This is a genomic window from Sphaerisporangium sp. TRM90804, assembly GCF_029846175.1.
Lineage (GTDB): Bacteria > Actinomycetota > Actinomycetes > Streptosporangiales > Streptosporangiaceae > Sphaerisporangium.
In genome coordinates, this window is record NZ_JARWAC010000007.1 from 298,590 (window position 1) to 318,012 (window position 19,423).

The window sequence follows — 19,423 nt, forward strand, 5'->3', positions numbered from 1 at the left end:
TCCCCGCCTTAAGAGATCACATGCCGAGTCAGGGAACCATCGGTGACCGCGTCCGCGGACTGCGACTGAGTAGGCGCATGTCTCAGGCTCAGTTGGCCGGACCAGACCTCTCCGACAGTTATGTCTCACTCATCGAGTCCGGCAAACGCACGCCGACGCCGGTGGTCGCCCGCCTGCTCGCGGAGCGCCTAGGCTGCACCACCGAGTTCCTCCTGCACGGGATCGAGCCGCGCCAGCGCATCGACACCGAGCTCGGGTTGCGGCACGCCGAGTTGGAGCTCTACCACGGAGACCCGGCGCTCGCCGCCGACCGCTTCGGCGACATCGTCAAAGCGGCGGGCGAGGACAACGCGCTGCTCGCGGCGCACGCCCGGCTCGGGCGCGCGCGAGCCCTGGAGGCCCAGGGCAAGATCGGCAGCGCCGTCGAGGCGTACGAGCGGCTGCGCCGCGAGGCCGCCGCGCATCCCGAGCGGCTCGCCGACATCCCGCTGATCGTGGCGCTGTGCCGCTGCTACCAGCGGGCCGGCGACACGCTCCGCGCTCGCGACCTCGGAGCCGGTGCTCTCGAGCACATCTCCGAGCTGTCGGTGGTCCACGGCGACGTCGCGGTCGACCTGGCCGCCGCGCTGGCGGAGGCCGAGATCGGCCTGCCGTACGTCGAGGAGGTGCTCGCCTCCACCGGCGTCCCGGTGCCCGCCGACCGCACCACGGAGATCCTCTCCCTGTGGCAGGCCAGCGTCACGGCGGCCGAAGGCGAGGACTCCGCGCTCGCGGTGCGCTTCGCCGACGACGCCCTGTCCGCCGGCCGGCCCGCGCGGATCGCCGTCCGAATGGCGCGCATCGCGATGCGCTGGGCCGAGATCTCCGTGCCTCTGCGTGGGAACGATCCCGAGCGGGTGGGCGACCTCGTCTCCCGCGCGACCCAGGTCTTCTCCCTCGTGCCGGCCGACGCGGTCGACCACGCGCGAAGCCTGCTCGTGCTGGCTCACCTACGCCTGAAGTCCGGCGACCACGCCGGCGCCGAGACGTTCGGCAGGAACGCGCTCGACGTGCTCCCCGACGGCTCGACGTCCGTCGCGGCCTCGGCGCACCTGGTGCTGGCCGAGGCGGGGCTGGCACGGTCTGACTCCGACCAGTCGCTCACGCTGCGGCGTGCCGGCGCGCTGCTGGCGACGGCCCCGCGCAACGGGGCGCTGCGCGACCGCGAGGTCGCCCGCGTCTGGCGCGAGCTGGGCGATCTGTGGGGCAGGGCCGGTCGTCGCGACGAGCAGACGGGGGCGTATCGTAAGGCACTCGAAGCGGTCGGGGTCAGGTCGACCGTCGCCGGTGCCGTGACCTCCGCGGTGGTCGCTCGGTAGGCCTCCATCCCGGCGGCTCCGGATTTGGCGCGGAGGCACGGGAATAACTAAGGTCAACCAGTCATTGACTCGTAGGATGATTGGTTACCTCGGAGGAGGCAGACGGTGAGTCTGCGTACGGCGCAGCGGGCTTCCCTCGTCGACCAGGTGATCGAGCAGTTGAAGGAGCAGATCACCTCCGGGTCCTGGCGCATGCATGCCAAGATCCCCACAGAGACCGTGCTGGCCGAGCATCTCGGGGTGGGCCGCAACACCGTCCGTGAGGCCGTGCGCGCGCTCACCCACGCCGGTCTGCTGGAGTGCCGCCAGGGCGACGGCACATACGTGCGCGCCACGAGCGAGCTCTCCGGGGCGATGGCGCGCCGTCTGCGCGCCGCCGAGCACCTGGAGATCCTCGAGGTGCGGCGGGCGCTCGAGGTCGAGGCCGCCAAGCTGGCGGCCGTACGCCGCACCGAGGGCGACATCGAGCTGATCGAGGCGGCCCTGCGCCGCCGCGAGCAGGCATGGATCGAGGCGGAGGTCGACGCCTTCGTCGAGGCCGACCTGGCCTTCCACATCGCGGTCGTGGAAGCCACCCACAACCGGGTGCTGATCGAGCTCTACAAGGACTTCTCGGCCGCGTTGCGCGCCAGCATCGCCGCCGCCGGCGCGCCCCTGGAGAACGGCCACATCCCCCACGACTCCATCGCGCGCGCCATCGCCTCCGGCGACGCCGCCGCGGCCGAGCGGGCCGGCCACGCGTGCATGGAGCACATCGCCATCGCGCTCTCCGACAGCCAGGCCATTCTCGACTGACGGGCCCCGCCCGGCCGGGCGGGCCACGCGAGGGTCAGTTGAGGCGCAGCGACATCACCAGGTAGCGGAACGCCGGGTCGGCGGCGTCGTCGGTGACCAGCACGGGCCGGGTTGGCGAGGCCATGTTCAGGCAGGCCGTCTCGGTCTCCACGCCCGCGAGGCCGTCGAGCAGGTAGTGCGGCTGGAAGGCGATCTGGATGTCGCCCCCCTCAAGCTCGGCGGCCAGCGCCTCGGCGCCGCGGCCGATGACGCCGCCGCCCGCCTGCACCAGCACCTGCCCCTGGGTGAACGACAGCCGGATCGCGGTGTTGCGCTCGGCGACCAGCGCCACCCGCTTCACGGCCTCCACGAACGGCGCGACCTGGACCCCGGCGCGGATCGGCCAGTCGTCCACCAGCCGCGAGCGGTAGTCGATGAACTGGTCGTCGAGCAGGCGCACCGTCGTGGCCCGCCCCGCGCACATGAACCCGGCGATGCCGTCGCCGAAGCCGATCGACACCTCGCCCGCGCGCAGGGAACGCGCCACCTCGGCCATCACCCGCGCCGGCACCATCACGCCGGCCTTGAGACCCTCGTTCTCGGGGTGCCAGAGGAAGTCGCGCGCGGCGATGCGGTAGCGGTCGGTGGCGGCCATGGAGACGTTGACGCCGTCGATGTCCATGCGCACGCCGGTGAGCATCGGCAGCGCCTCGTCGCGGCTCGCCGCCGGGGCCACCTGACCGACGGCCGAGGCGAAGACGCCCCCGCCGACCGCGCCGGCCGTCGCCGGCAGGGCGGGCAGGGTGGGGAAGTCGGCGACCGGCATGGTGAGCAGACCGAACTCGGCGCTTCCGCAGGTGAGGACGGCCTCGGAGTCGGACGTGACGATCTCGACCGGCTCGGCGGGCAGGCTCTTGGTGATCTCGGCGAGCAGGCGGCCCGGGATGAGCGCCTTGCCCGGCTCGGCGACGTCGGCGTCGACCGTGGCGCGGGCGGAGACGTCGTAGTCGAACACCGACAGCACAAGGCTGTCGTCGAGCGCCTCCAGCAGGATGCCGCTGAGAGCGGGCACCGCGGGACGGCCCGGGAGCGCCCGCGCGCTCCACGCCACCGCGTCGGCCAGGACATCGCGGTTCACCTGGAACTTCACGCTGATCCATCCCCTTCGAAACGTCCGTCCCCAGAAAGGTAACGCGTGGGTGGGACATTTGGCGGCCCGGCGCGGACGGGGAGGGGTTCGCGGGCGGCGAACCGCTAGGCCCGGGTGCCGTTCAGGTAGGCGAGCACGGCGAGCACGCGGCGGTTGTCGTCGTCGGAGACCGCCAGGTCGAGCTTGGCGAAGATGCCGGCCGTGTGCTTGGCCACGGCGCTCTCGCTCAGGTACAGGCGCTGTGCGATGGCGGCGTTGGACCTGCCCTCGGCCATCAGCTCCAGCACCTCGCGCTCGCGCGGCGTCAGCCTGCCGAGCGGCTCGCTGCGGGCGTTGCTGGCCAGCAGCTTGGCGATGACGTCGGGATCCATGGCCGTGCCGCCCGCCGCCACCCGGCGCACGGCGTCGACGAACTGGCCGGAGTTGAGCACACGGTCCTTGAGCAGGTAGCCGACCCCGCCGGTGCCGTCGGCGAGCAGTTCCCTGGCGTAGAGCTGCTCCACGTGCTGGGAGAGGACCAGCACCGGCAGCCCGGGGACGGCGCGCCGGGCCGTCAGCGCCGCCTGCAGCCCCTCGTCGGTGAACGTGGGCGGCAGGCGCACGTCCACGACCGCCACCTCGGGGCGTTCGCCGAGCAGCGCGGCGAGCAGCTCGGGCCCCGACTCGACCGCCGCGACGATCTCGAACCCGTGCGCGCGGAGCAGGTGCACCAGGCCGTCGCGCAGCAGGTAGAGATCCTCGGCGAGCACCACCCTCATCGGGCGGGCCTCAGGCCGTGCCCGTGCCGGTTGCGGTGGACGTAGAGGCCGGTGCCCAGCATGCCGAGACCGAGCGTGATCATGCCGATGATCACCGGCCACTGGTAGGGCCCCGGCACGTGCATGCCGAGGAACCAGCTCCGCTCGCCGCCGGTGACCTTGACGACCGCGGTGACCAGCCCCTGCGGGAACAGCGGGAGCCAGCACAGCGACCAGCAGACGGTGGTCACCGTCTTCTTCCACGGCGGCACGTCCTCTTCCAGGCGCTCGCCCGCGCCGGGCAGGGCGTCCGGGATCTCGATCGTCGCCGTGGTCGGCCCGCCGGGCGGGCTGTTCAGCGCGAGGACGCCGTCGAAAGCCGCCAGCCGCCGTTCGATGCCGCGCAGCCCGGTGCCCCGCGTGGGGTCGGCCCCGCCCCGGCCGTCGTCGACGACGGTGACGCGCAGGGCCTTGCCCCGTCGGCTGAGATCCACCGTGACGTGCTGGGCGTCTCCGTGCCTGGCCGCGTTCGCCAGCAGCTCGCTGACGGCGAAGTACGTGGCGGACTCGACCGGGGCGTCGGCGCGGCCTTCCAGGTCGACGGCGACCTCCACCCGCAACGGGCTGTCGAGCGCGAGCGCCCGGACGGCGTCACCGAGCCCGCGCTCGGCCAGCAACGGGGGGTGGATCCCGCGCACGAGCCTGCGCAGCTCGACCAGCGACTCGGCCGACGCCTCGCGCACCTTGGCGAGCAGGGCCTTCGCCGCCTTCGGGTCGCTCTCCATGAGCTCCTCCGCCGCGCCCAGGGTCATGCCCATGGCCACCAGCCGCGCCTGCGCGCCGTCGTGCAGGTCGCGCTCGATGCGCCGCAGCTCCGCCGCCTGGGCGTCGTTGGCGTCCATGCGCGACCTGGTGAGGTGGCGGACCTCGTTGGTCAGCCGCGCCCGGTGCGTGGGGGCGAGCAGCAGGCTCGTCCACATGGCGTGGACGCGCACCGCCCAGGGCGCCAGCAGCATACCGGCGACCATCAACAGAACACCGGCCGCCATCAGCAGCGGATGCCAGCTCGCCACCAGCACCGCGCCGCCGCCCACCATGGCCGGCGGCGCCGCGGCGATCACGCCGCCGATCACCGGGTCGGCGAGCAGCCACAGCAGGTCGCGCCAGGTGGCGGGGTCTTTGATCATCCAGCTGAGGTTCTGGTTGTGGAGCGGGACCAGCGCCGTGCGGTAGCGCTGCCCCGCGTGGTGGTACCAGCCGTCCCGGCCGGGCAGCGGCATGGGCGGCTCGGGCCGGTACGGCGGCGGGATCTCCACCCCCGTCCACCCGAGGGCCAGCAGCCGGGCCCGCTGGGCGTGCCCTCGGGTCATGCGGACGGCCGACGGGAACAGGAAGACCGCGCCGAGACCGAAGCTGAGCGCGATCATCGTCACCACCGGCAGGGCCGTGAGCAGTCCCAGCACCGCCATCCCGAGCAGCGCGAGACACCGGGCGAGACCGATGAGCGTCCTGGAAGCCATACCGCTCAGTCTGGAGCACCCGGGCGGCGCTCGGAATGGCCGTATCTGCCGGGCGGGAGGTGTACTCAGGTACACCTCCGGTGGGCAACCAGCCTCATTCCCGAGCCACCACCCCGTTCCTACCGTGATGGTCATGGAAATCATCGAAGTCACCGGGCTGCGCAAGCGGTACGGCACCCAGGTGGCGGTCGAGGACGTGTCGTTCAGCGTGCGAGAGGGCGAGATCTTCGGGATCGTCGGCCGCAACGGCGCCGGCAAGACCACGACGGTCGAATGCGTCTCCGGCATGCGGACCGCCGACGGCGGCGCGATCACCATCACGGGCCTCGACCCGCGTAAGGACCGCGAGCGCATACGTGAGCGGGTGGGCGTGCAGCTCCAGGACTGCACCCTGCCCGACAAGATGAAGGCCGGGGAGGCGCTGGAACTCTACGCGTCGTTCTACGAGCGGCCGGCCGACTGGCGGGCGCTGCTGGAGGAGGTCGGCCTCGGCCCCAAGCGCGACACCCCCTTCGCCAAGCTCTCCGGCGGCCAGCGCCAGCGGCTGTCGATCGCCCTCGCGCTCGTCGGCTCGCCGCGCGTCGCGATCCTGGACGAACTGACCACGGGGCTGGACCCGCAGGCGCGCCGCGACACCTGGGAGCTGGTGGAGCTGGTCAAGGCGCGCGGCGTCACGATCGTCCTGGTCACCCACTTCATGGAGGAGGCCGAGCGGCTGTGCGACCGGGTCGCCGTGATCCACCGGGGACGCGTGGCGGCGATCGACTCGCCGGCCGGCCTGGTCGCCCGCGTCGACGACGAGCAGCGGTTGACCTTCCGCGCCGCGCCCGAGGCCGACGGGGTCCTCCGGTCCCTTCCCGAGGTGCGCACGGTGACCCACGAGGCCGGTCACTTCACCGTCACCGGCACCGACGGCGTCCTGCTCGCCGTGGTCACCGCCCTGGCCGCCCGCCGGATCACGCCCCTCGGGCTCCGGACGGAGCAGGCCACGCTGGACGACGCGTTCCTCGCCCTGACCGGCCCCCCGGCCGGCGACGCCCCCCTGGAGCACACCCGATGACGACGACAGACACCTCGCCCGCGACCCCCCGCGTCGCCGGAGGCCGGTGGGCGGGCACGCGCAAGCTGACGCTCATGGAGTTCAAGCTGTACCTGCGGGAGCCGGCGGCGTTGTTCTTCACGATCCTGCTGCCGGTCGGCCTGCTGCTCATCCTGGGCAGCGCGATCCCCGGCTTCCAGGAGCCCGACCCCGCGCGCGGCGGCGAGCGGGTGGTGGACAGCCACCTGCCCGCCATGATGATCCTGCTCTCGGTGGGGACGTCGGCGTTCAGCGCGATCCCGGCGGCGCTGGCGACGTACCGCGAGCGCGGCATCCTGCGCAGGCTGTCGGCGACCCCGCTGTCCCCCGTCCGGCTGCTGGCCGCCCAGCTCCTGGTCAACCTGACCACGGCGGTCGTGGCCGTGGTGGTCACCATCGGGCTGGGCAACCTGGTGCTCGGCACGCGGGTGCCCGAACGGCCGGTGTGGTTCGCCGTGGCGTTCACGCTGGGCGTGTGCGCGCTGTTCGTCCTCGGCCTGTGCGTGGCGGCGGTGGTGCCCAACAGCCGCGTGGCGGGCGGGATCGGGGCCGCCGTGCTGTTCCCGCTGCTGTTCTTCGCCGGCATGTGGCTGCCGCGGGAGCTGATGCCCGAGGCTCTGCGCACGGTGAGCGACTTCACCCCGACCGGGGCGTTCGGGCAGGCCATGCGGGACGCCTGGTTGGGCGGCACCCCGCAGGTGCTCCACCTCGCGGTCCTGGTGGCGTGGACGGCGGTGGCGGCCCTCGTCGCGGCCCGGCTGTTCCGCTGGGAGTGAGCCGGTACGGGCCGGCGCGATCCGCGGGGGCGGTCGCACCCGGCCCGCCGGGGCGGGCGTTCGCTACCCGGCGGGGAGCACGCCCGCCTACCTCCGGCGTAATCGCCGTGCGCCCGGCCGCCGAATAGCCTCAGACCCATGACGACCACGGCGCTTCCCCGCCGGCCGGTGGGCGAACTCCTGCGGCGGTGGCGCGAGCAGCGGCGCATCAGCCAGCTCGACCTCGCCATCCAGGCCGACATCTCCGCGCGTCACCTCAGCTTCCTGGAGACCGGCCGCTCCAACCCCAGCCGGGAGATGGTGCTACGCCTGGCCGAGCAGCTCCGGCTGCCGCTGCGCGAGCGCAACCGCCTGCTCCTGGCCGCCGGATACGCGCCGGTGTACCCCGAGAGCACCCTGGACGCCCCGGCGATGGCGGCCGTGCGCGGGGCGCTCCGCCAGGTGCTCACCGGGCACGACCCGTACCCGGCGCTCGTCGTGGACGGGCACTGGAACCTGGTGGACGCCAACGCCAGCCTGTCGCTGTTCACCGGGCTCGTCGACCCGAGCCTGCTCGCGGCGCCGGTCAACGTCCTGCGGGCCGGCCTGCACCCCCGAGGGCTGGCGCCGCACATCGTCAACCTCGGCGAGTGGCGCGGGCACCTGCTGGCGCGGCTGCGCCGCCAGATCGCGTTCACCGCCGACGCCGGGCTGGAGGCGCTGGAGGAGGAGCTGCGCTCCTACCCGTGCGAGCAGCCCGAGCCGCACGTCGACCTCCCCGGGCCCGGGGAGATCGCGGTGCCGCTACGCCTGCGGTACGAAGGGCGGGAGCTGGCCTTCCTCAGTACGATCGCGACGTTCGGCACGCCGCTGGACGTCACGCTGGCCGAGCTGGCCATCGAGTCGTTCCTCCCCGCCGACCGCCGCACCGCCGAGATCCTCACCGCCGCCGGCCAGGGCCGGAGCGCACCGCCGGCGGGGGCCGATCAGGCTTCGGCGGGCACGCCGCCGCGGCAGCCGGCGGGCACCGCCGCGCCGTCCCCGGACGGCTGACCGCAGACGTCCGGCTCACGCGCGCCGGCCTCGCCGGTGGCCGGCCGGCCGGAGCCGACCAGGCGGCGGGGGCCGGGGCCCTGCCTGCCCAGCACGTCGCCGGGGTTGATCAGCGGGCAGCGGTCGATCGACATGCACCCGCACCCGATGCAGTCGGTGAACTCGTCGCGGATCTGCTGGAGCCGCCGGATGCGCTCGTCGAGCTCCTTGCGCCAGCACTCCGACATGCGCTGCCAGTCGGCGCGCGTGGGCACGTGGTCGGGCGGGAAGAGCGCGAGGACCGCGCCGACGTCGGCCAGCGGGATGCCGACCCGCTGCGCCATGCGGATCAGCGCCACCCGCCGCAGCATGTCGCGGCGGTAGCGCCGCTGGTTGCCCGCGGTGCGGCGACTGCTGATGAGGCCCTGCCGCTCGTAGAAGTGCAGCGCCGACACCGACACGCCGCTGCGCTCGGCGAGCTCTCCGACACTCAGCTCCATCGCCCCGCGAAAGGTCTGGTCCATCGCCGGCATGCCCCCGTCTCGTCGCGTTGACCTCAACATTACTTGAGGCCGCGATGCGGGCGCCGGCATGCCGGGTGCTTATCGGCCGGCACCACAGGGCAGGGCGCGGGATGGGAGCGAGTTCGTGTGCTGATCCACGGACAAGCCATGCGGCTCAGCGAAGCTGATGCACGCAGAAGTCATCGGGGTCAGCCGAGATGACGGGATTCCGGCCGTGAGCGGATCTTGAACTCTCTGACCCGCGCAAATATGGAGGTACCGAGCCCCTTCGTGGGCTCGCGCCAGCCGCCCGTCAGGATCACCGGTGCCCGCCGGCGGTCGCGAGTGACCGGAGCCTCCCGCCGTTGGCGTCGAGCCAGCGGGTCGTGTCCTCCAGCTTACGGATCCGGTCGGCGACCTCGCCGAGCTCTGCCTTCCCGTTCAGCCAGCGGCCCCCTCGCGACAGAGCGCTACCGACGGCCCGGGCGAGGAGCAACCGGGGCAGCGCGTCGGCCTCGGCGGCGTCCAGCGGGCGGACCGAGGCGTACCCCCGGAGAAACGCCGCCGTGCGGAGTCGCCAGTCGCGCGTCTCCAAGGCCCCGCTGTAGAACAGCGCCGCCGTCACGTCCTGGACCAGGAAGCCGACCCCGGCGAACTCGAAGTCAAGCAGCCCGCTCACCTCTCCGGTGTCCTCGTCGACCAGCACGTTCGAGGCCGCCAGGTCACCGTGGATGACCTGGGTCGGCAGCGCGCCGCCGCCCGCGAGCCACTCCTGCTCGACGCGGCGCGCCCCGGCGTCGAGACGGGCGACCCGCTCCGCGCTGATCCCGGCGGCGCGCAGCCGACGGCAGAGGGCGCCAACGTGCGGCACGGCCGGGTGCGTCAGAGGATTACCGCGCCAGTGCCCCAGCCCGTCTTCTGGCGGCACGCCCAGCATCGCCTCGCCGAGCAGCCCGGCCGCCCGGCCGAAGCGCTCGAGTGCCGTCTGGCCCGTGAGGTCGGGCCGCACGCCGGGGATCCACCGGCAGACGGTCGCGGGCCCGGCCGCGGTCTCGATCACCGTGTCCCCGCTGAGCGTGGCGACTGGCTCAGGCACCCGGAAGGGAAGTCCGGCCTGCCGTAGCCACCGCAAGATCCGGTGCTCGGCGTCCACCTGCGCGGCGGACAGGGACCGGCTGACCTGGAGCACGAATCGGAGGTCCGCCTGGCGGAGCATGAACGTCTGGTTGTTGGTTCCCTGCTCGGCTCGGATGATCGTCGTGCCCGGGGGGAAACCCCACGCTGCAAGCAGCCGTGGCAGGAACTCGCGATCGGCGGGCGCGCTCACGCGCAATTCTGGCGGCATGCCCAGACCGGCGCGCAACCGGTTATAGGCGCATCAAAGCGCGGACCCCACACGAACGTCCGGCTCAGTGCGGGGCCATGTCGACGAAGCGGCTGTAGTGGCCCTGGAAGGCGACGGTCACCGTGGCGGTAGGGCCGTTGCGGTGCTTGGCCACGATGAGGTCGGCCTCACCCGCCCGGGGCGACTCCCGCTCGTAGGCGTCCTCCCTGTGCAGGAGGATCACGACGTCGGCGTCCTGCTCGATCGACCCGGACTCCCGAAGGTCGGACACCTGGGGGCGCTTGTCGGTGCGCTGCTCGGGGCCGCGGTTGAGCTGGGAGATCGCGATGACCGGCACCTCCAGCTCCTTGGCCAGCAGCTTGAGCGCCCGGGAGATCTCGGAGACCTCCTGCTGGCGGCTCTCGGTGCGCTTGGGGGAGCTCATGAGCTGCAGGTAGTCGACGATGACGAACCGCAGGTCGTGCCGCTGCTTCAGCCGGCGGCACTTGGCGCGGATCTCCATCATCGACATGTTGGGCGAGTCGTCGATGAACAGCGGCGCCTCCGCCACCTCGCTCATGCGCCGCGCCAGGCGGGTCCAGTCTTCGTCGTTCATCGTGCCCGACCGCATGGTGTGCAGGGCCACCCGCGCCTCGGCCGAGAGCAGCCGCATCGTGATCTCGTTGCGCGACATCTCCAGCGAGAACACGACGGTCGTCATATGGTTCTTAATCGCCGCAGACCTGGCGAAATCCAACCCAAGGGTGCTTTTTCCAATGGCCGGGCGGGCGGCGACGACGATCATCTGGCCGGGGTGGAGGCCGTTCATCAGGGCGTCCAGGTCTTGGAAGCCGGTGGGGACGCCGACCATCTGGCCGCTGCGGCTGCCGATCGCCTCGATCTCGTCGAGGGCGCCGGGCATGATCTCCGACAGGGGGCGGTAGTCCTCGCTGGTGCGGCGCTCGGTGACCGCGTAGATCTCGGCCTGGGCGCGGTCGACCAGCTCGTCGACCTCTTCGTTCTGGCCGCCGTATCCGTAGGAGACGATGCGCGTGCCGGCCTCGATGAGACGCCGCAGGATGGCCTGCTCGCGCACGATCTTGGCGTAGTAACCGGCGTTGGCGGCGGTGGGGACGACGGCGGTCAGGGTGTGGACGTAGGCGCCGCCGCCGACGCGGGCGATCTCGCCGCGCTTGGACAGCTCGCCGAAGATGGTGACGGCGTCGGCCGGCTCGCCCCTGCCGTAGAGATCGAGGATGGCGTCGTAGATGATCTGGTGCGCGGGCCGGTAGAAGTCGTCGGCGCGCACCACCTCGACGACGTCGGCGATGGCGTCCTTGGACAGCAGCATGCCGCCCAGCACCGACTGCTCGGCCTCGATGTTGGAGGGCGGGGTGCGCTCGAACGGGGCTTCGAAGGCCGGGGCCACTTCGCTGCTCACCGTGGCCCCTCTCTCCCCATGCGCCCACCCCCGCGGTGGCCGGGGTGACAGTCTCGCCGGTTCTGAACGAACCGGCAACGTGCCCTGTCGACAACGTTGTGGATAACGTGTGCAGTTCTCGCCCCGGCATGTGGGAACGCTGGGGACAACACTGTGGATAACCTGTACCGGTATCCACACAGCCCCTACTGAGCAGGGGAAACGACATCCACTGCCTGTGGAGGAAAGAAAGTCGACGTGACACGCGCGACACGGCCGCGGCCCGGCGTCCACAGGGCCGCGTAATGCCCAAAATGGACAAGTGACTCTTACGTCCCGCGTCGGCAGCCGGGAGATCCTCCGCCTCGCCGTGCCCGCGTTCGGCGCGCTGGTGGCCGAGCCGCTCTTCATCCTGGTGGACTACGCCATCGTCGGACGCCTGGGCACCTCCTCCGTCGGCGCGCTGGGCGTCGCCGGCGCCGCGCTCACCACCGTGGTGAACATCTGCGTCTTCCTCGCCTACGGCACGACGGCGGCCGTGGCGCGCCAGGCGGGGGCCGGCGACCTGGCCCGGGCGGTGAAACAGGGTGTCGACGGGCTGTGGCTGGCCCTCGGGCTCGGCGTCGCGCTCATCGCGGTCTGCTGGCCGCTCGCGCCGGGCATCGTCGAGCTGTTCGGCGCCTCGCCGGACGTCGCGGACCAGGCCGTCACCTACCTGCGCATCAGCCTGCTGGGCCTGCCCGCCCTGCTGGTCATCCTGGCCGGGACGGGCATCCTGCGCGGGCTGCAGGACACGGTGACGCCCCTGGTGGTGTCCATCGGCTCCTTCGCGCTCAACGCCGTGCTGAACTACCTGTTCGTCCTGGTCGCGGGGTGGGGCATCGCCGGATCCGCGTGGGGCACCGTCATCGCCCAGGGGCTGGGCGCCGCGGTCTACCTGCTCGTGGCCTACCGGGCCGCCCGGAAGCACCGGGTGCCGATACGGCCCGACCCGGCGGGCGTCAAGGCGTCCGGCACGGCCGGCTTCGCCCTGCTGGTCCGGACGATCTGCCTGCGCGTCGTGCTCCTGGTCGCGACCGTCGCCGCCACCCGCATGGGCGTCGCCCAGTTGGCCGCGCACGCGATCGCCACCCAGATCTGGACCCTGATGGCCTTCGCCCTGGACGCGATCGCCATCGCCGGGCAGGCGATCACCGGGCACGCGCTCGGCGCCGGCGACGTCCGGCGCACCCGTGCCGCCACCAGGACGATGGTCGTCTGGGGCGTCGGGTACGGCATCGTGCTGGGCGCGGCGCTCCTGCTGCTGCGGCCGGTCGTGCCCGGCCTGTTCGGCGCCGATCCCGTGGTGGGCGCGCACCTCACGTCGGTGCTGTTGGTGGTCGCGCTGCTACAGCCCCTGGCGGGCGTGGTCTTCGTCCTGGACGGCGTGCTGATCGGGGCGGGCGACCGGCGCTACCTCGCCTGGGCCTCCGCCCTGACGACGGTCGTGTACCTGCCCGCCGCGCTGCTCGCCGTCCACCTCGGCGGCGGCCTGGTGGCGCTGTGGTGGGCGCTCGGCGTGTGGATGGCCGCCCGGTTCGTCACCCTCGGCCTGCGGGCCCACGGACGCGCCTGGCTCGTGACCGGCGGCTGAGCGCGCCGGGCCGCGCGAGAGGGGCGCCGGGCCCGCGCGCCCGGCGGGCCTGTGCCGGGAAGACGAAGGGCCCCTTCCCCGCCGGGGGAAGGGGCCCTTGTCAGCCGTCGTGCGGGACGTCAGGAACCGACGACCTCGACATCGAGGTTGGCCGAGACGTCCGGGTGCAGGCGGACGGAGACGCGGTGCGAGCCGACGCTCTTGATCGCGTTGTTGATCTCGATGCGGCGGCGGTCGAGCGCGGGACCGCCGGCGGCCTTGACGGCGTCGGCGATGTCGCCGGTGGTCACCGAGCCGAACAGGCGGCCGGAGTCACCGGCGCGGGTGCGCAGCGTCACGCGGAGCGCGCCGAGCCGCCCGGCGACCGCCTTGGCGGTGTCGAGATCGCGGATCTCGCGGGCGTCGCGCGCCTTCTTGATCGAGTCGATCTGCTTCTCGCCGCCGCGGGTCCAGCGCAGGGCGAACCCGCGCGGGATGAGGTAGTTGCGGCCGTAGCCGTCCTTGACCTCGACGATGTCGCCGGGGGTGCCGAGGCCCGAGACCTCGGTGGTCAGAATGAGTTTCATATCTCGGAGCCTCCTTTCAGCGCGCGGTGCTCGTGTACGGCAGCAGCGCCATCTCACGGGCATTCTTGATCGCGGTGGCCACGTCGCGCTGGTGCTGGGTGCAGTTGCCCGTCACCCGGCGGGCACGGATCTTGCCGCGGTCGGAGATGAACTTCCGCAGCAGCGCCGTGTCCTTGTAGTCGACGTAAGAGATCTTGTCGTGGCAGAACAGGCAAACCTTTTTCTTGGGCTTGCGCAGTGCCGGCTTCGCCATCGTGGTGCTCCTCCTAAGAGAGCCCCGCCTCACGCGGGAATGGTCGGTCGGTTACCGGTTGGATGTGGTGCTGGGAAGGCGTGGGTCAGAAAGGCGGTTCGTCGCTGAGGTCGCCGCCGCCGGCCTGGGAGCCGCCGTAGCCGCCGCCCTGGTTGTAGCCGCCACCGCCACCGCCGCCGCCGAAGCCGCCCCCACCGGGCGGCGCGGGCGTGGCGGACGCCCACGGGTCGTCGCCGCCGCCGAACCCGCCGCCACCGCCGCCGCCCTGGCGCGAGGTCTTGTTGACCTTGCAGGTGGCGTTGCGGAGGGACGGGCCGACCTCATCGGCCTCGACCTCGTAGACGGTGCGCTTCTCGCCTTCCTTGGTCTCGTACGACCGCTGCTTGAGCCGACCCTGGACGATGACCCGCATGCCGCGCTGGAGGCTCTCGGCGACGTTCTCGGCCGCCTGGCGCCACACGTTGCAGGTAAGGAAGAGGCTCTCGCCGTCCTTCCACTCGTTGGTCTGACGGTCCATGAACCGCGGAGTGGACGCGATGCGGAACCGGGCCACGGCCTGCCCCGAGGGGGTGAAACGCAGCTCCGGGTCGTCGACAAGGTTGCCGACGATAGTGATCGTAGTGTCGCCTGCTGCCATCGGTCGCTCTCGCCTTCTGGGTGTATCTGCGCAGCCTGTCGCGCCTCAGAGTACGGCCACCGCCCGACAAAAGCCGGGCTTCGGCTCGACCCGGAGCCCGCTCAGTGCATGTCGGGACGCAGCACCTTGGTGCGCAGGATTCCCTCGTTCAGGTTGAGCTGGCGGTCCAGCTCCTTGACCGTCGCGGGGGCGGCGGTGATGTCGATGACGGCGTAGATGCCCTCGGACTTCTTGATGATGTCGTAGGCCAGCCGGCGACGTCCCCAGACGTCGACCTTCTCCACGGTGCCACCGTCGTTGCGGATGACGCCGAGGAACTGGTCGAGCGAGGGAACGACCGTGCGCTCATCGAGGGACGGGTCGAGGATGACCATCACTTCGTAACGACGCATGCGGACTTCCAACCTCCTCTGGACTCTTGCGGTCACGACACCATGCCGTGACAGGAGGACGCTGACGCCTTCGCGAACACCTTCGGAGGCGGCGCGAGCGCGGTGCGGAACACGCGCGTGACCGGCGCAGCCCACGCAGTCTACCAGGGAGCTCACGCCGCCCGTACGCGATTGTCCACAGGCCGTAAGGGGAACGTCATGGGCGAGGAAGAAGCGCACGAACCGCGCAGAAGAGGGGGGGTGGCCGCCATGCCACGCGCCCTGGGCCCCGCCACCATGAGGGCTCTCCGGCTCAACACCGACGGCCGCAGGCATCCGGTGGAGAACGCGCTGTCGCTGACCGTGCTGGGCCTCGGCCTGGTGGCGTTCGTGTGCGGCTTCATCGTCAGCGCGCACGTCGTCGCCTCCTGGGCGGGTGTGGCCGGCTTCCTGGTCGGCCTCGTCTCCCAGTACTTCTCCGCCACGACGGCCGAGCGCTCGGTCAACGTCGTGGGCATGGTGATGTCGTTCGTCGGCGTGCTGACCGGGGTGTCCCACGGCGGGTTCCTCCCGTAGCCGGCGCTCACGCGCCGCGCGGAAGGCCGGGCCGCGACCGCTCATGAAGGCGGGACGCCCCCCGAGGCGCCCCGATATCGCGGTCGCGCGTCACTTCTCGATGTGGAGATCCACGCCGAGGAGGGGGAGGAACCAGAGGAAGATCGCGAGCAGAGCTTGCGCGAGCCTCTTGAGGAGGCTCGGCGTGATGTAGTCGTAGACCCATGCCACGTAGATGCCGATGAGGATGTAGATCAGTCCTATGACGCTGACCCCGCGGCGGTAGCGAGCCACTTCTGTCTCCTATGTCTCACGGTGCGCGGGTTTCCAGGCGCACCAACAGGCAGCACCACTGCCCTTACGCTCGTCCTCGAAACGGCTAGGCTCGACCCCATGGTGCGCATCGGAGCTCACGTCGACCGGGACGACCCACTGGCCCACGCCGCGGTGCGTGAGGCCGAGGTCGCGCAGTTCTTCCTGGGGGATCCGCAGGGCTGGAAGGGGCCGGTCGTCCCGGAGTCGGCGGCGGCGCTCAAGGCGTCGGAGGTCGACCTCTACGTCCACGCCCCCTACGTGATCAACGTCGCCACGGCCAACAACCGCATCCGCATCCCCAGCCGCAAGCTGCTGGCGTCCCACCTGGAGGCGGCGGCGTCGATCGGCGCCAAGGGGCTGATCGTCCACGGCGGCCACGTCGGCAAGGACGACGACCCCCAGGTGGGCTTCGACAACTGGCGCAAGGTCTTCGAGCGTCTCGACCTGCACGTCCCGGTGCTCATCGAGAACACCGCGGGCGGCGACAACGCGATGGCGCGCAGGCTGGAGCGCGTGGCCCGCCTGTGGGACGCGCTGGAGGGGTTCGACGTCGGCTTCTGCCTCGACACCTGCCACGCGCACGCCGGCGGCGAGGAGCTCTCCGACGTCGTCGACCGCGTCAAGGCGATCACCGGCCGGGTCGACCTCGTGCACTGCAACGACTCGCGGGACGTCTTCGGGTCCGGGGCCGACCGCCACGCCAACCTGGGCAAGGGCCAGATCGATCCGGAGCTGATCCTCGGCGTGTGCCGCGCCGCGGGGGCGCCGATCGTCGTGGAGACGCCGGGCGACGGGCAGGCGGCCGACATCGCCTACCTGCGCGACAACCTCTGATCCACAGGCTGTGGACGGCCGGCGCGCGGGCGGGCCGGGAGCGCCGGCGCGTCAGCCCGCCCACGCCCCGCTGATGAAGGTCACCGTGTTGAGCACCATCAACGGCCCCGCCAGCAGCGCGTAGCCGATCAGCACCGCGCGGTGCCGCACCGCGAGCTGCCCGAGCATGATCCACAGCGGCCACCACAGCAGGGCCGACCGCGGGATCGACAGGTAGTAGGCCGACAACAGCAGCGCCCCGAGCTGCAGCCCGACGTAGACGAACTCCGCCCACCGCCGCGCGACCAGCAGCCAGACCGCCGCGGCGACGCCGAGCAAGGCGCCCGCCACCTCCAGCCGGAAGGCCCAGGTGAACTGGCCGTCGTCGGCCGCCATCCGCCAGGTCGTCAAGAAGGACTCCCACGGCCACACCATCTGCCGTCCCCAGCCGGCCTCCTGGGCGTGCTGCCAGGCCAGCCAGTCGCCCGTGCGCGAATACTGGTACGCCGAGTACAGCACCAGCGGGATGAACGGCACCAGGAGCCAGGCGGCGCTACGGGTGCCGCCCCGGCGCACGACGAACTCCACGATGAGCGCGAGCGCCAGGAACAGGCCGGTGACGCGCACGCACGAGGCGCCGGCGGCGAGCAGCCCGGCGGCCATCCAGTTGCCGCGCCGCGCGCACAGCCACGCGGGGATCGCGAAGGCGAGGAACAGCGCCTCGCTGTACCCGGCGAACAGGAAGACCGCCGTCGGGCACAGCAGCAGCGCGAGGACCGCGCGCGTGCCCGTGCCCGCCGGGCCTTCGAACTCGCCGAGCCGCGCGAGGGACACCATCGCGACCGCGCCCGCGACCAGCGAGATCAGCAGGCCCGCGAGTGACCAGTCGTGCACGATCATGTCGACCAGGCGCAGGGCGAGGGGCATGCCGGGAAAGAAGGCGGGAAGTCCGGCGTCCGGCCCCTGGGCGGGGTCGCCGTCGTAGCCGAACTTCGCGATCTCGACCAGGTGCGTGGCGTCCCAGTGCTGCCACCGTTCCAGGAACGGGGTGCGTTCTTGGTCACCGGGCAGGATCCCGGCGCCGACCGTCACCGCCAAAACGATTCCGGCACGTGAGGCGACCCACAGCGCCACGGCCTCCGCGTCCGAGCGGCCGGCCGACGGCGCGTCGGTGACGGTCTCCTGGGGGGAGGTCTGCACACAGAGGAGAATAGACGGTCATCCTGGACTTCTCGGTCAGATGTGTCGAACGCGCGGCCCGCTCACACCGACGCCGGCGTGGCCTCCCCCGGGCGGGTGGACGGCGGGGCACGCAGGACGAAGCGGTCGTCGGCCCCGTCGAAGACGCCGCCCGCCGGGTCGTCGGCGCCACCCTGGCGTATGACGTCGCGTTCGGGGCGGTAGATGTCGCGCACGACGAACGCCGCCATGACGGCGATCGTGATCACCCGGCCCCAGACGGCCGTGAAGTAGGTGAAGTCGCTGATGCCCAGCGCCTCGTTGCCGGGCTGGATGCCCACCAGGTAGAGCCAGATCGCGAAGAAGTACCAGCACTCGGCCACCTGCCAGAGCAGCAGGGGCTTCCAGTTGGGCCGCGCGAGCACCGCGAACGGCACCAGCCACAGGACGTACTGCGGGGACCACACCTTGTTGGTCACCATGAAGGCGGCCAGGACCAGGAAGCAGAGCTGCATCAGCCTCGGCCTGGTGGGCGCCGTGAGAGTGATCACCGCGATGACCAGGCACAGCAGGGCGAACGAGGCGATGCCCAGGGTGTCGACCCTCTCGGACTCCCCGAGGAAGGGCCACTGCTTCATGTTGAAGAAGTACCAGATGGAGCCCCAGTCGGCTCCGCGCTCGCTGCTGAAGACGTAGAACTTCTTCCAGCCCTGGAACGCCAGCAGCATGAACGGCAGGTTCACGGCGACCCAGCTGATCACCGCCCCGCCGAGCGTCCAGAGGAACTCCGGGAGCTTGCGGGTGCGCAGCGCGAGCAGGAACAGCGGGCCGAAGAAGATCAGCGGGTAGAACTTGGTGGCGATCGCCAGGCCCAGCAGCACACCTGCCAGCAGGTGCTTGTTCCTGGCCCAGGCCAGGAAGGCCGACAGAGCCAGCGCGCCGCACAGGAGGTCCCAGTTGATGAAGGCGGTGAGCACGACGGCGGGTGCGATGGCGTACCAGGCGGCGTCCCAGCGCCGGCCCTGCAGCGCGGCCAGCGACGCCATCGCGACCACGCCCACGACCAGCGCCGCCGCCATCAGCAGGACCGTGACGTCGTAGAACCAGACGCCCGGCTCGTTGAGGCCGGAGACCAGCCGCTGAACGAACCACATCAGCCCGCCGATGCCGACCGGATACTCGACCTCGTGCCCGAAGTAGGGGACGGCGCCCTGGTCGAGCCGCTCGTTCCACCACAGCGGGTAGATGTCGGTGTAGCAGAAGTTGAGGAACTGCTGCGTGCCGTCGTTCCAGGCGCCGCCGAACCGGCACGGCGCCTTCCACAGGTACGCGAGCACCGCCCCCGCGGCCGCCAGGAGGGCCAGGGGCAGGAACGGCGCGAGGGCGCGCGTCGCGGGGCCGGGGCCCTCCGAAGTCGATCGGCTCATCACGTCACTCGGCTCGTCGCTCA

General features: G+C 71.8%; 21 protein-coding genes. 8 read left to right on the forward strand and 13 right to left on the reverse strand.

Annotation, left to right across the window (positions count from 1 at the left end; genetic code table 11):
- The first annotated feature begins 20 nt into the window (after positions 1-20).
- Positions 21-1,358: a helix-turn-helix transcriptional regulator gene (locus PYR91_RS08800; protein ID WP_279778812.1), complete on the forward strand. Its 1,338-nt coding sequence runs from the start codon at positions 21-23 to the stop codon at positions 1,356-1,358.
- A 105-nt stretch (positions 1,359-1,463) separates the two neighbouring features.
- Positions 1,464-2,153, forward strand: coding sequence for an FCD domain-containing protein (locus PYR91_RS08805; protein ID WP_279778814.1), 690 nt, complete (start codon positions 1,464-1,466; stop codon positions 2,151-2,153).
- A 34-nt stretch (positions 2,154-2,187) separates the two neighbouring features.
- On the opposite strand, the gene dnaN is transcribed toward PYR91_RS08805, so the two are convergent.
- From dnaN to PYR91_RS08820, 3 genes are all read right to left on the reverse strand, one after another.
- A complete protein-coding gene (dnaN, locus tag PYR91_RS08810) occupies positions 2,188-3,282 on the reverse strand; it encodes a DNA polymerase III subunit beta (protein ID WP_279778816.1) in 1,095 nt (364 codons plus the stop codon).
- Positions 3,283-3,386: 104 nt separating this feature from the next.
- Positions 3,387-4,040, reverse strand: coding sequence for a response regulator transcription factor (locus tag PYR91_RS08815; RefSeq protein WP_279778818.1), 654 nt, complete (start codon positions 4,038-4,040; stop codon positions 3,387-3,389).
- Positions 4,037-5,539 carry a sensor histidine kinase gene (locus PYR91_RS08820; protein WP_279778820.1) on the reverse strand — a complete coding sequence of 501 codons (1,503 nt, stop codon included), beginning with the start codon at positions 5,537-5,539 and terminating at the stop codon, positions 4,037-4,039. The genes PYR91_RS08815 and PYR91_RS08820 overlap by 4 nt, the downstream gene beginning before the upstream one ends.
- 133 nt (positions 5,540-5,672) lie before the next feature.
- On the opposite strand from PYR91_RS08820, the gene PYR91_RS08825 reads away from it, so the two are divergent.
- The 3 genes from PYR91_RS08825 (at position 5,673) to PYR91_RS08835 (ending at position 8,425) form a co-directional block, all read left to right on the forward strand.
- Positions 5,673-6,599 (forward strand): ABC transporter ATP-binding protein, encoded by a 927-nt coding sequence (locus PYR91_RS08825; RefSeq protein WP_279778822.1) that lies wholly within the window; start codon positions 5,673-5,675, stop codon positions 6,597-6,599.
- The gene (locus PYR91_RS08830; protein ID WP_279778824.1) at positions 6,596-7,393 is read left to right on the forward strand and encodes an ABC transporter permease; all 798 of its coding nucleotides are present in this window, start codon (positions 6,596-6,598) and stop codon (positions 7,391-7,393) included. Before PYR91_RS08825 ends, PYR91_RS08830 begins: the two co-directional genes overlap by 4 nt.
- Before the next feature lie 138 nt (positions 7,394-7,531).
- Positions 7,532-8,425: a helix-turn-helix transcriptional regulator gene (locus PYR91_RS08835; RefSeq protein WP_279778825.1), complete on the forward strand. Its 894-nt coding sequence runs from the start codon at positions 7,532-7,534 to the stop codon at positions 8,423-8,425.
- Here the strand turns inward: PYR91_RS08835 and soxR are convergent.
- From soxR to dnaB, 3 genes are all read right to left on the reverse strand, one after another.
- Positions 8,359-8,928, reverse strand: a complete 570-nt coding sequence (gene soxR, locus PYR91_RS08840; RefSeq protein WP_279778827.1) for a redox-sensitive transcriptional activator SoxR — start codon at positions 8,926-8,928, stop codon at positions 8,359-8,361. The genes PYR91_RS08835 and soxR overlap by 67 nt on opposite strands.
- A gap of 298 nt (positions 8,929-9,226) precedes the next feature.
- The gene (locus tag PYR91_RS08845; protein ID WP_279778829.1) at positions 9,227-10,234 is read right to left on the reverse strand and encodes a phosphotransferase; all 1,008 of its coding nucleotides are present in this window, start codon (positions 10,232-10,234) and stop codon (positions 9,227-9,229) included.
- An 82-nt stretch (positions 10,235-10,316) separates the two neighbouring features.
- Complete coding sequence (gene dnaB / locus PYR91_RS08850; RefSeq protein WP_279778831.1) at positions 10,317-11,672, reverse strand: replicative DNA helicase; 1,356 nt, start codon at positions 11,670-11,672, stop codon at positions 10,317-10,319.
- Positions 11,673-11,973: 301 nt separating this feature from the next.
- On the opposite strand from dnaB, the gene PYR91_RS08855 reads away from it, so the two are divergent.
- A complete protein-coding gene (locus PYR91_RS08855) occupies positions 11,974-13,284 on the forward strand; it encodes an MATE family efflux transporter (protein WP_279778832.1) in 1,311 nt (436 codons plus the stop codon).
- 119 nt (positions 13,285-13,403) lie between these two features.
- On the opposite strand, the gene rplI is transcribed toward PYR91_RS08855, so the two are convergent.
- The 4 genes from rplI to rpsF form a co-directional block, all read right to left on the reverse strand.
- A complete protein-coding gene (gene rplI / locus PYR91_RS08860) occupies positions 13,404-13,850 on the reverse strand; it encodes a 50S ribosomal protein L9 (protein ID WP_279778833.1) in 447 nt (148 codons plus the stop codon).
- A gap of 16 nt (positions 13,851-13,866) precedes the next feature.
- On the reverse strand, positions 13,867-14,103 hold the full coding sequence (gene rpsR / locus PYR91_RS08865; protein WP_061256131.1) for a 30S ribosomal protein S18: 237 nt from the start codon (positions 14,101-14,103) through the stop codon (positions 13,867-13,869).
- A gap of 85 nt (positions 14,104-14,188) precedes the next feature.
- The gene (locus PYR91_RS08870; protein WP_279778842.1) at positions 14,189-14,740 is read right to left on the reverse strand and encodes a single-stranded DNA-binding protein; all 552 of its coding nucleotides are present in this window, start codon (positions 14,738-14,740) and stop codon (positions 14,189-14,191) included.
- A gap of 101 nt (positions 14,741-14,841) precedes the next feature.
- Positions 14,842-15,132, reverse strand: a complete 291-nt coding sequence (gene rpsF, locus PYR91_RS08875) for a 30S ribosomal protein S6 (protein WP_279778844.1) — start codon at positions 15,130-15,132, stop codon at positions 14,842-14,844.
- Positions 15,133-15,381: 249 nt separating this feature from the next.
- Here rpsF and PYR91_RS08880 point away from each other — a divergent pair, with 249 nt between their 5' ends.
- Positions 15,382-15,687, forward strand: a complete 306-nt coding sequence (locus PYR91_RS08880; RefSeq protein WP_279778845.1) for a hypothetical protein — start codon at positions 15,382-15,384, stop codon at positions 15,685-15,687.
- A gap of 90 nt (positions 15,688-15,777) precedes the next feature.
- On the opposite strand, the gene PYR91_RS08885 is transcribed toward PYR91_RS08880, so the two are convergent.
- On the reverse strand, positions 15,778-15,960 hold the full coding sequence (locus PYR91_RS08885) for a hypothetical protein (RefSeq protein WP_279778846.1): 183 nt from the start codon (positions 15,958-15,960) through the stop codon (positions 15,778-15,780).
- Between the two features lie 99 nt (positions 15,961-16,059).
- Here PYR91_RS08885 and PYR91_RS08890 point away from each other — a divergent pair, with 99 nt between their 5' ends.
- On the forward strand, positions 16,060-16,815 hold the full coding sequence (locus tag PYR91_RS08890) for a deoxyribonuclease IV (protein ID WP_279778847.1): 756 nt from the start codon (positions 16,060-16,062) through the stop codon (positions 16,813-16,815).
- A gap of 51 nt (positions 16,816-16,866) precedes the next feature.
- Here PYR91_RS08890 and PYR91_RS08895 read toward each other — a convergent pair whose 3' ends face one another.
- A complete protein-coding gene (locus tag PYR91_RS08895; RefSeq protein ID WP_279778849.1) occupies positions 16,867-17,994 on the reverse strand; it encodes a mannosyltransferase family protein in 1,128 nt (375 codons plus the stop codon).
- A 62-nt stretch (positions 17,995-18,056) separates the two neighbouring features.
- Positions 18,057-19,400 carry a glycosyltransferase 87 family protein gene (locus PYR91_RS08900; protein ID WP_279778850.1) on the reverse strand — a complete coding sequence of 448 codons (1,344 nt, stop codon included), beginning with the start codon at positions 19,398-19,400 and terminating at the stop codon, positions 18,057-18,059.
- Positions 19,401-19,423 lie beyond the last annotated feature (23 nt).

Bases quoted from the DNA above. Each gene is read 5' to 3' on its own strand.
- PYR91_RS08800 (WP_279778812.1), top strand. From the start codon at position 21: ATGCCGAGTCAGGGAACCATCGGTGACCGCGTCCGCGGACTGCGACTG.
- PYR91_RS08815 (WP_279778818.1), bottom strand. From the start codon at position 4,040: ATGAGGGTGGTGCTCGCCGAGGATCTCTACCTGCTGCGCGACGGCCTG.
- PYR91_RS08820 (WP_279778820.1), bottom strand. From the start codon at position 5,539: ATGGCTTCCAGGACGCTCATCGGTCTCGCCCGGTGTCTCGCGCTGCTC.
- PYR91_RS08825 (WP_279778822.1), top strand. From the start codon at position 5,673: ATGGAAATCATCGAAGTCACCGGGCTGCGCAAGCGGTACGGCACCCAG.
- PYR91_RS08830 (WP_279778824.1), top strand. From the start codon at position 6,596: ATGACGACGACAGACACCTCGCCCGCGACCCCCCGCGTCGCCGGAGGC.
- PYR91_RS08835 (WP_279778825.1), top strand. From the start codon at position 7,532: ATGACGACCACGGCGCTTCCCCGCCGGCCGGTGGGCGAACTCCTGCGG.
- soxR (WP_279778827.1), bottom strand. From the start codon at position 8,928: ATGGACCAGACCTTTCGCGGGGCGATGGAGCTGAGTGTCGGAGAGCTC.
- rplI (WP_279778833.1), bottom strand. From the start codon at position 13,850: ATGAAACTCATTCTGACCACCGAGGTCTCGGGCCTCGGCACCCCCGGC.
- rpsR (WP_061256131.1), bottom strand. From the start codon at position 14,103: ATGGCGAAGCCGGCACTGCGCAAGCCCAAGAAAAAGGTTTGCCTGTTC.
- PYR91_RS08870 (WP_279778842.1), bottom strand. From the start codon at position 14,740: ATGGCAGCAGGCGACACTACGATCACTATCGTCGGCAACCTTGTCGAC.
- rpsF (WP_279778844.1), bottom strand. From the start codon at position 15,132: ATGCGTCGTTACGAAGTGATGGTCATCCTCGACCCGTCCCTCGATGAG.
- PYR91_RS08880 (WP_279778845.1), top strand. From the start codon at position 15,382: ATGCCACGCGCCCTGGGCCCCGCCACCATGAGGGCTCTCCGGCTCAAC.
- PYR91_RS08890 (WP_279778847.1), top strand. From the start codon at position 16,060: ATGGTGCGCATCGGAGCTCACGTCGACCGGGACGACCCACTGGCCCAC.
- PYR91_RS08900 (WP_279778850.1), bottom strand. From the start codon at position 19,400: ATGAGCCGATCGACTTCGGAGGGCCCCGGCCCCGCGACGCGCGCCCTC.